The organism is Mesorhizobium sp. ESP-6-2, assembly GCF_020164675.1.
In the GTDB taxonomy this organism is placed as follows: domain Bacteria; phylum Pseudomonadota; class Alphaproteobacteria; order Rhizobiales; family Rhizobiaceae; genus Mesorhizobium.
The window spans coordinates 244,716-258,159 of sequence record NZ_JAIUGT010000010.1; the positions used below are offsets into that span (position 1 = coordinate 244,716).

Annotated in this window: 11 protein-coding genes and 1 pseudogene; 7 read left to right on the top strand and 5 right to left on the bottom strand. The window is 61.5% G+C overall.

Annotated features, from left to right (window positions below; genetic code table 11):
- Nucleotides 1-10 precede the first annotated feature (10 nt).
- The 4 genes and pseudogenes from LB532_RS24475 to LB532_RS24490 all read left to right on the top strand — a co-directional run.
- The gene (locus LB532_RS24475; protein ID WP_224557306.1) at nucleotides 11-385 is read left to right on the top strand and encodes a hypothetical protein; all 375 of its coding nucleotides are present in this window, start codon (nucleotides 11-13) and stop codon (nucleotides 383-385) included.
- Nucleotides 360-1,439 (top strand): threonine synthase, encoded by a 1,080-nt coding sequence (thrC, locus tag LB532_RS24480; protein ID WP_246674448.1) that lies wholly within the window; start codon nucleotides 360-362, stop codon nucleotides 1,437-1,439. Before LB532_RS24475 ends, thrC begins: the two co-directional genes overlap by 26 nt.
- Nucleotides 1,440-1,820: 381 nt before the next feature.
- Complete coding sequence (locus LB532_RS24485) at nucleotides 1,821-3,143, top strand: NAD(P)/FAD-dependent oxidoreductase (protein ID WP_140640944.1); 1,323 nt, start codon at nucleotides 1,821-1,823, stop codon at nucleotides 3,141-3,143.
- Nucleotides 3,144-3,494: 351 nt separating this feature from the next.
- Nucleotides 3,495-3,983: pseudogene (locus LB532_RS24490) on the top strand (LysR substrate-binding domain-containing protein); the annotation flags it as partial.
- On the opposite strand, the gene LB532_RS24495 reads toward LB532_RS24490, so the two are convergent.
- A complete protein-coding gene (locus LB532_RS24495) occupies nucleotides 3,927-4,862 on the bottom strand; it encodes an ornithine cyclodeaminase family protein (protein WP_140640946.1) in 936 nt (311 codons plus the stop codon). The pseudogene LB532_RS24490 and the gene LB532_RS24495 sit on opposite strands and share 57 nt — an antisense overlap.
- A 290-nt stretch (nucleotides 4,863-5,152) precedes the next feature.
- Between LB532_RS24495 and LB532_RS24500 the strand changes: the two genes are divergently transcribed.
- The 3 genes from LB532_RS24500 to LB532_RS24510 all read left to right on the top strand — a co-directional run bounded on the left by LB532_RS24500 (nucleotide 5,153) and on the right by LB532_RS24510 (nucleotide 8,946).
- Complete coding sequence (locus LB532_RS24500) at nucleotides 5,153-6,019, top strand: GNAT family N-acetyltransferase (RefSeq protein ID WP_140640948.1); 867 nt, start codon at nucleotides 5,153-5,155, stop codon at nucleotides 6,017-6,019.
- Between the two features lie 27 nt (nucleotides 6,020-6,046).
- The gene (locus LB532_RS24505) at nucleotides 6,047-7,210 is read left to right on the top strand and encodes an alanine racemase (RefSeq protein WP_140640950.1); all 1,164 of its coding nucleotides are present in this window, start codon (nucleotides 6,047-6,049) and stop codon (nucleotides 7,208-7,210) included.
- A 281-nt stretch (nucleotides 7,211-7,491) separates the two neighbouring features.
- Nucleotides 7,492-8,946 carry an aldehyde dehydrogenase family protein gene (locus LB532_RS24510; protein ID WP_140640952.1) on the top strand — a complete coding sequence of 485 codons (1,455 nt, stop codon included), beginning with the start codon at nucleotides 7,492-7,494 and terminating at the stop codon, nucleotides 8,944-8,946.
- A gap of 67 nt (nucleotides 8,947-9,013) precedes the next feature.
- Here LB532_RS24510 and cydB read toward each other — a convergent pair whose 3' ends face one another.
- The 4 genes from cydB to LB532_RS24530 all read right to left on the bottom strand — a co-directional run bounded on the left by cydB (nucleotide 9,014) and on the right by LB532_RS24530 (nucleotide 13,325).
- Nucleotides 9,014-10,027 carry a cytochrome d ubiquinol oxidase subunit II gene (gene cydB, locus LB532_RS24515; protein WP_140640954.1) on the bottom strand — a complete coding sequence of 338 codons (1,014 nt, stop codon included), beginning with the start codon at nucleotides 10,025-10,027 and terminating at the stop codon, nucleotides 9,014-9,016.
- Between the two features lie 3 nt (nucleotides 10,028-10,030).
- On the bottom strand, nucleotides 10,031-11,650 hold the full coding sequence (locus LB532_RS24520; protein WP_224557308.1) for a cytochrome ubiquinol oxidase subunit I: 1,620 nt from the start codon (nucleotides 11,648-11,650) through the stop codon (nucleotides 10,031-10,033).
- Between the two features lie 190 nt (nucleotides 11,651-11,840).
- Entirely contained in the window at nucleotides 11,841-12,533 is a 693-nt protein-coding gene (locus LB532_RS24525; protein ID WP_140640956.1) for a PTS sugar transporter subunit IIA, read from the bottom strand.
- A gap of 501 nt (nucleotides 12,534-13,034) precedes the next feature.
- Complete coding sequence (locus tag LB532_RS24530; RefSeq protein ID WP_140640958.1) at nucleotides 13,035-13,325, bottom strand: DUF1127 domain-containing protein; 291 nt, start codon at nucleotides 13,323-13,325, stop codon at nucleotides 13,035-13,037.
- Between the last annotated feature and the right edge of the window lie 119 nt (nucleotides 13,326-13,444).

The window sequence follows — 13,444 nt, forward strand, 5'->3', positions numbered from 1 at the left end:
AAAGCATCACATGCACTACATCTCAACGCGCGGCCATCCCGAACGCAGGTCGTTCCGCGACATCCTGCTGGAAGGTCTGGCGCCCGATGGCGGGCTCTATGTGCCCGAGACTTACCCGATTGTGGACAATGCCATGCTGGATCGGTGGCGGGGCTTGTCGTATTCCGAGCTCGCCTTCGAAATCCTGTCGCTCTACATCGACGATATTCCACCTGGGGATCTGAAGGCCATCTGCGCGAAGACCTATACGCCCGAGCTTTTCAGGAGCGATCGGATCACACCCGTGCGCGCGCTCGGGATGGGGCCTTCACGTCGCGGCACTGTCGAACGGCCCAACCCTGGCGTTCAAGGACATGGCCATGCAGTTGCTTGGCAACCTGCTTGAATATGAACTAGCCCGTCGGGGCGAGGAATTGAACATCCTCGGGGCGACCAGCGGCGACACGGGAAGCGCGGCGGAATATGCCATGCGCGGCAAGACGGGCATCCGTGTCTTCATGATGTCGCCGCACGGACGCATGAGCGCCTTCCAGCAGGCCCAGATGTTCAGCCTGCTTGACGAAAACATCTACAACATCGCCATCGAAGGAGTGTTCGACGATTGCCAGGACATCGTAAAAGCGGTGTCTGGCGATGCCGGCTTCAAGAGGCGCCACCGGATCGGCGCCGTCAATTCGATCAACTGGGCCCGGCTGGTGGCTCAAGTGGTCTATTACTTCTCCGCCTATTTTCAGGTGACCGAAGAGAATTCCTCACAGGTCGACTTCGCCGTTCCCTCGGGCAATTTCGGGAACGTCTGCGCCGGGCATGTCGCACGCATGATGGGTCTTCCCATATCCCGTCTCGTGGTTGCGACCAATGAGAACGATGTGCTCGATGAATTCTTCCGCACCGGCGTTTATCGGTTGCGAGGCCCTGCGGACACCTATGAAACCTCAAGCCCTTCGATGGATATCTCGAAAGCGTCGAACCTCGAGCGTTTCGTGTTCGACCTGCTCGGTCGCGATGCCGGCCGGACGAAATCGCTGTTTGACGATCAATTGCGGAAATGCGGCTCGTTCGATTTAAGCGGGGGCTCCGCCTTTGCGCAGGCGGAGGATCGTTTCGGTTTCCGCAGCGGGAAAAGCAGCCATGCCGACCGGTTGGAGACGATCCGTGATGTTTGGCAGCGTTTCAATACGCTGATCGATCCGCATACGGCAGATGGGGTGAAGGTCGCGAGCCGACATTCCGTGGCGGGCGTGCCAATGATCGTGCTCGAGACAGCTCTGCCGGCCAAATTTGCCACGACTATCCGGGAGGCTTTGGGCCGGGAGCCCGATCGTCCGGACCGGTTCGATGGCATCGAGCAATTGGCCAGGCGGTTCAAACTGCTTCCCGCCGATGTGCAGACCGTAAAGACCTTTATCGCCGAAGCACTGCAGGCTGCGGCCCGCTGAACAGCCGCTTCGGCAATCCAGAACCGCTTTTTCGCCATGGCTGTGTATACCGAGCTGTCAGTTGACGAAGTCGTAGCGTTCTTTCGGGCGCTGGGTCTGGGCTGGCCGCATTCAGTTCGCGGCATCACGACCGGAATTGAAAACACGAACCACTTCAAGGCCCTCAAGCGCGACCCAACACACTTGCTAGCAGATTGCGGCGGCTTCTGCCTAACAGGGACTCGCCCGGGCTTGAGCAGATCGGATCAATCAAGCGGTCAAAAACCCGATCATGTCACGAAATCCCAGATGATTTCGGCACATTCTGTCGAGCGAACGATGGGATGAAAGGCTGATCGGAACTTTGCTTCCGCATTCTTGGCAGCCGAGGCTGGTTAGAACATGTCGCCCCGAGTCGAACGCATTCACAGCGATGAGCGTCTTCCGGCCGCCGCCGACGTCGTCATCGTCGGCGGCGGCATCCTCGGCTCTACGGCCGCCTATTTCCTGGCGAAGCGTGGCCTCTCCGTGGCGCTGCTCGAGAAGGGCCACATCGCCTGTGAACAATCGAGCCGAAATTGGGGTTGGTGCCGCCAGCAGAACCGCGACCGGCGCGAACTGCCGCTCTCAGTGATCTCCATGAGATTGTGGGACGAGCTCACGCGCGATATCAATCGGGACCTCGGATTTCGACGCTGCGGTCTTGTCTATGCCACCCAAGACGAGGCTGTGCTCGCCGGCTGGGAAAGGTGGCGCGAGGCCGCCAGGGAGTACGAGGTCGACACCCGCGTGCTGAGCCGGGCGGAGGTGGCCGAGCGCGTCCCCGAAGCGCGCGGCAAATGGGTCGGCGGGACCTATTCGGAACGGGACGGCAAGGCCGAACCTGCGCTCGCGGCGCCGGCTATCGCCGATGGGGCCAGAGCTCTGGGCGCCACGATCCACCAGGGATGCGCCGCGCGGGCGTTCGACTTGGCCACTGGCAAGATTGCGGGCGTGCACACGGAGAAAGGCTACATCAGAACCAGCGCGGTGCTGTGCGCCGCCGGCGCCTGGTCCTCGCGCTTCCTGAGACCGCTCGGAATCACTTTTCCCCAAGCGAGCATCCGACAGACCGCGTTGCGTTCCACCCCGACAATCAACATAGGCGAGGCAGTCTCCACACCCTACTGCACGATTACGCGCCGACTTGACGGTAGCTATACGCTTGCGATCAGCGGCAAGGCGAACCTCGAAATCACGCCACAGGCTATCCGGTATGGACGGGAATTCATGCCGCAGTTCTTGCGCCGACTGAAGAACGTCAGGCTCGGCATCGGCAGATCGTTCCTTTCGGGGCCGGATTCGATGCCGGCGCTCCTGACCAAAGACGATCGGATCTTTGAAAGGAATCGCGTGCTGGATCCACCGCCCTTGAAGTGGCTGGTGAGCCAAGTGGTCGAGAGTGTGCGAAAAACCTTCCCGCAACTCGGCGAAATAGAGATCGATAGCGCCTGGGGCGGTTTCGTCGATTGCACGCCGGACGCGGTGCCTGTGGTGTCGCAGGTGGACTCGGTGAAAGGCCTCGTCCTCGCGGCGGGCTGCTCGGGCCACGGCTTCGGTTTGGGCCCCGGGCTTGGCTATCTGGCCGCAGAGCTTGTCGTAAACAGCACGCCTTGCGTCGATCCTACACCGTTCCGCCTGTCGCGTCTGATAGACGGCTCAAAGCTGGATATTGCCGCCATCTGAAGGCCGGCCGAAAGTCCCGATGCGCACCCAGCAAAGCCAAGGTGTCCGCAGACGGTTGAGCGGAATCGCCAAGTCCCGCACTGTCAGGCCTGCCGACGCATGGGTAGTGTCTCAGTTTGAAATTTTGACCAGGTACCGTCATCGCCGACCCAGCATCGCGCCGCAGGTCAAACTCCTATATGCTTACCCGAAAGCATGTGGAGTGCGATGTCAACCAAGTTGGTAACGGCGGAAACGGGTTCGATGCGTTCGTATTTGTCGCGCTCGCTGTTTTCGTTGTGGGCGTCGCGCTGACCCGATTCTTCACAGGATTCTACTGAATGCCAACCGGTCGCCCGGCATGTCCGGCGGCTCTTTCCCGAGAAGGTGGGGCCAGTCATGAGCCCTCAGCTGATGCCCGCGTTTGCATCAGGAGAATATGTCGCCCTGGGTTCAAAGACCCGGCCAGACGCTTGGTCGCATTGGCTCTCTATCCACTCCTCGGCGCCGCGCCCCAGGGAAATCCGGTTCTACGACCACCACTTCCTAATTATTGAAGCCGCAGCGGCGGGGTTGGGCGTCGCCCTCAGCCCCATGGTCCTTGCAACCGACGACATAGAGAGAGAACGGCTCATCGCACCGGCCGGCTTCGATCCCGACGGAAGCCACTACGGGCTCATATGGATAGGCCCGACTGAACTGTCTGGCAAAGCTGACGATCTTGCTCGATGCTGGACGCAGAACGCAATATTTCGTTTGGCTGAAAAGGTATGTGGTCGACGTCGGTCAAAGCCCCAGGCGAGATCACCGGCGCAGCTTAGCGCGGATCAGAGCGCCGGCCATGTAGAGGTCCTGCAGTGAGATACCAGAACTGTCAAAGACCGTGATTTCGTCTTGGAAGCGACGTCCGGGTGCACGCTCTTCAATGACGTCGCCGATAGATGTTACGCTAAGCACGCCGGCGCCGATGTCGTCACGGACGTGCTGGAACTCGCCAATCTGGAGGGACTGCGAGGGCAGGTCGCAGAACAGGCTTGCCCTCGCCAGCAGTTCGCCCGGCAATTCGCGCTTGCCGGGCGCGTCCGAGCCCATGCTGACGACATGGGTTCCGGGTTTCACCCAGGCGGCATCGAACAGAGGTTCGCGTGAGGGTGTCGCCGTCACGACAATGTCAGCTGCACGCACGGCTTCTTCGGCCGGTCCGGCGCGTGCAGTCAGCCCGTGATCCCCGATCCGGTCTACGAACGCGTCGCGGCGTGGCGAGGGAGTGGCCACGACCAACACGGTCTCGATGGGGCGGATGCGAGCAAGGGCTGTCACCTCGAAACCCGCCTGATTGCCTGCGCCGAAGATCGCTAGGACCTTAGCTTGCCTCCGCGCGAGAAGGTCCGCCGCAACCGCGTCGGCGGCGGCGGTCCTATAGGCATTGACCTTACCCGCCTCGACCACCGCGCTGAGGCGTCCTGTCTCCTGATCGAGCAGCACGATAGTGGAGTTGTGACGGGGAAGGCCACGTGCCGGATTGCGCGACCAGAAGGAGCCAATTTTTGCGCCGGTAAGGTCGTTCGACGAACCGGATTTGATTGAGAAGGTATTGGTCCCCTCCGGGGTACGTCCGAGAACTGCGGGGAAGACCAGGCTCTGTTTCGAAGCGGCAGCAACAAGCGCCCTCCGCACGGCGTCGAAAGCCAGTTCATGGGTGACCAGGGCGGCTGTTTCCTCCTCGTTGATGTAGATCATCCCGAATACCTCCTTAGGAATAAGCGGTTCATCGTTGGGGCGTGTTGCGACTGTGCGCTTGTGAGCGCTTGGATCGGGTCCGGCGCAGGCGCAATACGGACCGCCGAACGATGAAAGCGAGGCGGTACGAGGCACCGGATATACTTCGCCGCTTTGCGCAGTTTGGTATGCCGAGAAATGGTCCAAAACGAATAATCTCGCTGATCTGAACGGGCAAAACAGCGGCGAAATCTGCGCGCCGGACGTCACCTTGAGGTTTGGTCTCTGGGTAAATCGAAGGCGTCTTGCGCATGGCTGTTGGGATTAATAGTGACATCGTCGGCGATCCAAGCGAGCTGACCCCGTTCGCGAACAGCCATGTGCCGGGCGCACTGAAGCTGTCGCAGGAAATGGGCTGGCCTTACCGCAGCGAGGACTGGGAGTTTGCCGCCAAGGTGGGCGAGGGCCTTGTCCTTGAGCGTGCAGGCGAGGTGATCGGTACGGCCATGTGGTGGAACTACGGGCGGGCCTATGCTTCAGCCGGGATGATCATCGTCACCCGCTCCGCGCAAGGTGGCGGCAATGGCTCGCGGCTCTTCAACGCGTTGCTTGAGGCGACGGAAGGTCGCAATGTGCTGCTAAATTCGACCGAAGAGGGGCTTTCGCTATACAGGCGACGCGGCTTCACCGTGTGGGGTACCGTGCTTCAGCACCAGGGCCAACTAAACGTCCCCGTCTCCGCGAACACTTCCCCCGACGTCAGGCCGGCGACGGCATCAGACCTGCCGGCACTCCGCGCCTTCGACGAACGGGCCACCGGAATGCCCCGTGGGGCAATGGTGGTTGCGCTTGCCGACGCGGGCGACGTGGTGGTGATTGACCGCCGTGGACGGATCACTGGTTACGCTATCGCCAGGAGGTTCGGGCGCGGCTACGTTGTCGGCCCAGTGGCCGCCGAAACCGCCAAGGACGCACAACGCCTGATCCTAGATCAGCTTTCGAGGCTCAATGGCCAGTTTGTGCGCATCGACGTCTATGCCGAGCATGGCTTAGGCGACTGGCTGGAAGGCCTTGGCCTTGTTAGGGCCGGCGGAGCCACCGCCATGGTCAAGGGGCGGCGACCAATGCCCGACGGTGCGGCCTGCATGTTCGCCTTGGCGAACCAGTCCTTCGGCTAGTGATCAGGAACGTCGAGAACATTGGAAATGAACGCGAAATCGCTCGAACCGGTCCAACAGATCGATGGCCTTGTCACACCGTCGCTGCTGCTTGATCGCGGGAAGCTCGTGCGCAACATAAACCGCCTTGCCGACCGCGCCAGGAAGCTTGGCGTTGAATTGCGCCCCCACATGAAGACGGCCAAAAGCATTGACGTCGCCAGGCAGGTTTTCCCCACTGAACCCGGCCCGATCACGGTCTCGACCATCGCCGAGGCGGAATACTTCGCCAGCCACGGCTATCGCGACATGACCTATGCGGTCGGCCTGTCGCCGGCCTCGGCTCTGCGTGCCGCTGAGCTCTGCCGTCGCACCGGCGTCGACCTGAAGCTGCTGCTTGATACCATTGAACAGGCCGATGCGCTGGCCGATGTGCGCAAGGCCACAGGCGTTGCTCCATCCGTATTCATCGAACTCGATTGCGACGACCATCGCGGTGGACTGAAGCCGGACGATCCCAAGCTTATCGAGGTCGCCGATCGGGTGGTCGCGGCCGGCGCCCACGTCGTCGGCGTCCTGGCCCATGCGGGCGAGTCCTACGGTTTGAGCACGCGCGATGCTTTGGTGAAGGCAGCCGAGAACGAGCGTTCGGTCACGGTGCGCGCAGCGGAAATCCTGCGCGCTCAAGGACATGTCTGCCCGATCGTCAGCCTCGGCTCGACGCCTACCGCGCACTTTGCTGAAAATCTGGAAGGCGTCACCGAGTTGCGCGCCGGGGTCTACATGTTCTTCGACCTCGTTCAGCACGGGGTGGGGGTCTGTACCATCGACGATATCGCGATCTCCATTTTGGCCACTGTGATAGGCGCCAAACCGGAAAAGGGCTGGGTGCTGGTCGATGCGGGGTGGATGGCCCTCTCGCGCGACCGCGGAAGAGCGAACCAGCGTGTCGACCAGGGCTACGGCGTGGTCTGCGACGAAAGTGGGCGCGTGCTCGATGATGTCGTGGTGGCACAAGCCAGCCAGGAGCACGGCATCCTCGCGATGCGTAGCGGTTCCAGCAAGAGCATACCGGATCTCCCGGTTGGTACACGTATCCGGATCCTGCCCAACCACGCCTGCGCGATGGCCGCCCAGCATGACTTCTACAACGTCGTCGATGGAACGAGCCCTAAAATCGAGGCGCGGTGGGAGCGGCTCCGCGGCTGGTAGGGCCTTCAATCTCAAAGCATTGCAAGGCTCCCATGCAAACTGATGCACTGCTGGCAGAAGAATGAAACTGACCTCCGACTGCTGCTGGGGTGGGCTGGTCTACATGACTCGCGACCTCCTGCCGGGCGCGGGAAGCGCGACGGTATCTACTACTCCATGGCTCCAGCGGGCAGCCGCGCATGCGTCGACGCTTGGAAGGATCTAGCCAGTCATCTTGGGATGTTCGGAATCCGTCGCTCCTGCCGATCCTCGGTGCTTATTATTCCAAAGGAACTTGTGACATGACCGCACCCCTCGATCACCTGTCTCGTAACGGCCGCGTGGATAGGTTCTTTATTGGCGGCGAATGGCGTGAGCCGAAGGGCAGCGCTACGGGCGACGTGATCAATCCGGCCACGGAAAAGGTCGTGACCAGGTTCGCGCTCGGAAACGGGGAGGACGTGGACGCGGCCGTTTCCGCAGCCCGACGGGCATTTTCCACCTGGAACCGGACCAAGCCGGAATATCGCGCAGGGTTGCTCGATCGTCTGCAGGCACTGCTCGAAGCGCGCAGCGAACTCATTGCGCAATGCCTCACCCTCGAAATGGGCGCGGCGATCGTGTATGCGCGGACCGCGCAGGTTCCGCTGGCAATCGCTCATGTGAAGGCCGCACGCGATGTCCTGACAGCCTTCACCTTCGTCGAGCAGCGCGGCCACACCGCCGTCACCCGAGAACCGGTCGGTGTCTGCGCGCTGATCACACCGTGGAACTGGCCGCTCTACCAGATCACCGCCAAGGTAGCGCCGGCGCTCGCCGCAGGCTGCACGATCGTCTTGAAGCCAAGCGAGCTTTCTCCCTTGAGTGCCCTTCTGTTTGCCGAGGCTATCGAGGAAGCTGGCTTCCCTGCCGGTGTCTTCAACCTGGTGAATGGGGACGGCCCAGGCGTAGGTATGGCACTTGCCTCCCATCCAGATGTGGACATGGTCTCCATCACCGGGTCCACGCGCGCTGGTATTGCAGTGGCCCAGGCAGCGGCGCCGACGGTGAAGCGCGTCGCGCAGGAGCTCGGCGGCAAGTCGCCGAACGTGATCCTGCCGGACGCCGATCTCGATCGCGGCGTCTCTTTGGGCGTAGCCGCCGGCTTCCGCAATCTCGGGCAGTCGTGCAGCGCGCCGACGCGCATGATTGTGCCGCGGACGCGGCTTGCCGAGATCGAGTTAATCGCCGAGCGCGCCGCAGATGAAATTGTCGTCGGCGATCCTCTCTTGGGGACCACAACCCATGGTGCAATCGCCAACCGTGCCCAGTTCGACCGGATCCAGGCCATGATTGGCGTCGGCATTTCGGAAGGCGCGAAGCTTCTCGCCGGCGGAGAGGGACGTCCGGGCGGCATGACCGTCGGGCTCTACGTCAAACCGACGATTTTTTCCGAGGTGCGCACTGACATGCGCATCGCCCAGGAGGAGATTTTCGGGCCAGTTCTCTGCATCATCCCCTACGACACCGTGGACGAGGCTGTCGCCATCGCCAACGACACCGTCTATGGCCTCGGGGCGCATGTGCAGGGCAGAGATATGGACCGTGCCAAAGACGTCGCGTCACGGATCCGCGCCGGTCAGGTGCATCTCAACTATCCGGCCTGGGATCCCCATGCGCCGTTCGGAGGCTTCAAGCAATCTGGAAACGGACGCGAGTACGGTCTCGAGGGCATTTTGGAGTATCTCGAGGTCAAATCCATCCTCGGCTATGTCTAGGCGTCATCTTCGTCCAGGAGGCAACGAGACCGAGGATAGACGGCCACAAAAGGTGATCTTCACCGCATCAATGATAGCCGATGTCCGCCTTCACCTTGCCGCGGAACACCCAGTAGGACCAGCCGGTGTACATGAGGATAACTGGCAGAAGAAACAGCGTGCCCACTGCGAGGAATGCCTGTGTGCTCGGAGCCGATGCGGCATCCCACAACGTGTAGACATGCGGCACGATCATCGGCCACAGGCTTATTGCGATGCCGAGATAGGAGATCAGGAAGAGGCCCATGGCGGCGGCGAACGGAACCACTTCAGAGTTGTTGTTGAGCGAGCGCCATTCGAGCCAGCCGAGCAGGGCCGTTAGAACTGGAACGGGCGCGAGCAACAGAATATTGGGCCAGGAAAACCAGCGAGAGGCGATCCCGGTATTCATCAGAGGGGTCCAAACGCTGACGACCACGATGGCGGCGAAAACGCCGAGGAAGCACCAGCGGCCGTGACGGCGCGCCCGCGCCTGTAACTCACCTTCCGTTTTCAGCACCAGCCATCCGGCGCCCAGCAGCCCGTAGCCGAACACCAGTGCGACACCCGTCACGACGGAGAAGGGTGTGATAAAATCCCACGACGATCCGGCGAAATGCCGGCCGTCGACCTGAAAGCCCTGGATGAAGGCCCCCAGAACCATGCCTTGGGCAAAGGTAGCGACGGTCGAGCCCCAGCTGAAGCCATGGTCCCAAAAAGTCTTGTGGTCGGCATCGCGATAGCGGAATTCGAAGGAGACGCCGCGGAAGATCAGCGCCAGGAGCATGACAAGGATCGGGAAATAGACGGCCGGAATGATAATGGCGAAGGCCAGCGGAAAGGCGGCCAGGAGCGCGAGCCCGCCCAGCACTAGCCAGGTTTCGTTGCCGTCCCAGATCGGCGCGATCGAGTTCATGACCAAATTGCGAGATGCCGTGTCCGGCTGGAAGCCGAAGAGGATGCCGACGCCAAGGTCGAAGCCATCCAGGATCACGTAGAAGCATACGCCGATCCCGAGGATCAGCGTCCATAGTGGCACGAAGTCGAGAACCAGTGGCGCCATGGCTCAGCCAGCCTTTCCATCTCGCTGCGCTTGGCCGGGCAGGGCGCGCACGGGGCCGCCCGGGCGACCGCTTTCGATCTCTTCCGGCTCGCGGTTGGCCCCTTCCAGGCCCTTGCGCACGAAGCGCGCCATGATGATCAGCCCGGCCGGGAAGATCACGAGATAGGCGATCATGTAGCCGACAAGCGAGATCAATACGTCACTGCCCGTCAATGACGGGGAAACGGAATCAGCAGTTCTGAGAAGCCCGTAAACCGTCCAAGGCTGACGCCCGACCTCGGTCGTGGTCCAGCCTGCCAGCACCGCCACGAAGCCAAGCGGAGCGACCCATTGACAGGCCTGCAGGTACCAAGCGGTATCGAAGAGCCTGCCTTTCCAGCGCAGCCACCAGCTAGCCGCCACCATCGCAAGCATCAGGAGGCCGATCCCGACCATTATGCGGAAGGCAAAGAACGGAATGGCCACCGGTGGCCTCTGGTCGCGCGGCCATTCCTTCAGGCCTCGGATCTCGCCATTGAGATCGTGAGCAAGGATGAGACTGCCAAGCAGGGGCACCTCGATCGTATAATGGTTCGTTTCATTTCCTGCATCGGGTAGAGCGAACAGCACCAGCGGCACGCGCCGTCCAGTATCCCAATGCGCCTCGATTGCCGCCAGTTTCGCCGGTTGATGCTCAAGTGTGTTCAGCCCGTGCTCGTCGCCGAGCAGGATCTGCAGCGGAACTAGGATCGTCAGCAGCCAGAGTGTCATCGACAGCATGCGCGATCCCTCGGCCACCGAGCGGCGGCGCCGGACCAGCCAGGCGGCCACGCCCACGACGACGAAGGCCGTGGTGACATAGAAGCCGATCACCGTGTGGCCGAGGCGGTAAGGGAAGGAGGGATTGAAGACGATCGCAAACCAGTCCTTCGGATAGAAGCGGCCGTCGGACAGTTCGTAACCAGCCGGCGTCTGCATCCAGCTGTTGGCGGACAGTATCCAAAAAGATGACAGCAGCGTGCCGAAAGCCACCATCAGCGCCGCCACGAAGTGCGCCCAGCGCGGAACCAGATTCCGGCCGAATAACAACACTCCGAGAAACGCAGCCTCGAGGAAGAAGGCGGTCAGCCCTTCATAGGCGAAAAGGGGCGATAAGACATTTGCCGTGGCATCGGAATAACGGCTCCAGTTGGTGCCGAGCTGGAAGGGCATGACGATGCCTGAGACTACGCCCATGCCGAAGGCGACGGAAAAAATCTTGATCCAAAAGCCCGAAATACGGAAGTAGATCTCCTGTCCGGTGAAGAAATGCAGGCCTTCCAGGAGGGCGATATAGGACGCGAGGCCAACTGTGAAGGCTGGCAGCAGGATGTGCCAGGCGATGACCCATACGAACTGAAGCCGGGAAAGGAGCAGGGGATCGAGTTCCATCGATGGCCTTGCGTGCGCTCGGCCCCGTTCGAAAGGACCACGTGGGGAAGATAGCACGGGGACTGCGGGGAACAAGTCGGAAAACGGTGCGGCGATGGGCTTTGAGCGGGTTGACCACCACCTCACGCCTGCTCGTGCCTTTCCTTCAGCAGCTGCCAGTCCACGACACTCATCCTCGATCGCATCGCTGCGGGCGAGACGAACAGATTCCACAACTCGGCCAAACCGGCCTCACCTCCACCAACACGACGACCCTTGCTTCGAATATCCCGCGAAACGGTGTCAAGGCTCGCAGCGCCGGGGACTGTCCGGGCTCTGGGGAGGCGGTGACAAGCTCGCGATCAGGCAATCGTGGATGCGCGTGCCTCCCGCCGGAGGCCCATGGAGCCCGTTAACCCAGCCTTCAAAGGATTGCCGTTGGCTGGCTCAGCGACTCTGCCTCGAAAGATGCCATCCAAGCGAGAGCCTCAGCGGGCGTTCCTGAAGCACGAATGCGGTCGCGGAGCTCGGGATGGCGCAGAAGACGACAAAAATGAGTCAAAGCGGGCAAGAAGCCCGCGCCATCGGATTTCGGCCACAAGACGGCCAGCAGCAGATCGACCGGATAGCTATCGGGCGCGTCGAACCAGACAGGCCGTTGTAGCGTCGCGACCATCGCCGCCGGCGTAAATATCCCGTCAAGTTGTGCGTGAGGGATCGCGACTCCGCGCCCGATCGCCGTCGAGCCGAGGCGCTCGCGGCGAAGCAGGGCCGCAAGAACGGCACTTTGGCTCATGCCCGCTCTTTCCCCGAGTCGAGCCGTGATTCTGGCTAGGGCTGACCGCTTTCCCTTGGCGTGCATGCCGAGCAGGATGTCCTGTTCCTCAAGCAGGCCGGTCACCGTCATTGTGGGCTGTGCTTCATCGCCCGGCTGATGTCGCAAGAAACGGTGCGATTCATCGAGGGCAACAGAGTCGCCAAGATAGGCGGCCGTCGCGGCCGTCCCGGACCCAATGTCGGTGTGAGGATCGCGCGCGCGCCGACGAGCGGCAGTGTGGTCGGAGGCGATGCTCGCCGAGGCACTGCGTTGAAACGGCAAAGTCAACAGGGGGTTCATAGCATCACCTGATGCGATGCGACGGGGCCGGCGGCGGGCGGTGCGGCAGCGAGTGGTCCGCCAACGTGGCCGGCACCACTATGGAGGTGATGCACCAGGGGCAGCGGGCGGCTGCTCTTGGCAAAGACCGACCGCAGGAAAGGCAAATGCGCCTCGAACGGAAAATTTTCATGTAACGCTCCATCGATGCGGCCCCAAGAAGGCCGCAGAATGAACCGCAGGTTTTGTGCGATGTCCCGGAGCAGAATTACGTGCGGGATCGAGGGATGGAGGGTCTGCTCCGGGAAAGGATCCGTCCTTGCCCGGCAAGCCTCGAAATTCTGACGAAACTCTCCATGTACATAGTCCCTTTCTACCTACTAAGCCTCTTCTCTCCCAAGCGACGCAGTCCCGTGAGTCCGGAACGCGAGGTTCAGATTGCCAGGAAAGCGGCGAGCATCAGGACGAGAAGGCCCACCCCGACGATTGTTCTTGTTGTTGTGTCCATTGCCCATGCCCTTGTTAGACAGGTCGTTGAAATTGACGATCGATTGGCGGATGCGTTGCGACGGAACTCCACCTTCCATGTTCCGACCGCCTAAAGAAGCTTTCTGCCAGCTGCGGGATTTCGTTTCGCGCTATCCCGATATCTTCAAGGGTCCTGTCGTCCAGGCCTTCAAGCGCGGCCATGGCACGGTTTCGTTGCCAGCGTTGAACGGCCCGTAAGATCAATCGCGCGACGGTAGTTCGCCGTTGTCGAAGCGCAGGAGCCTGCCTTCGAAAGGTGCTTGAGAAATGCTTGGATATGCACATGTCGTCCTCCTTTCACCTTCGCCAGGTCCGTTCCACGCGCCTTCGAATGGGTTGCGGCGAACGGACTCGACGTAAGGCACGGGCGCGCTTCTCTGACGCTCGCCGCATCGCTAGAAAGC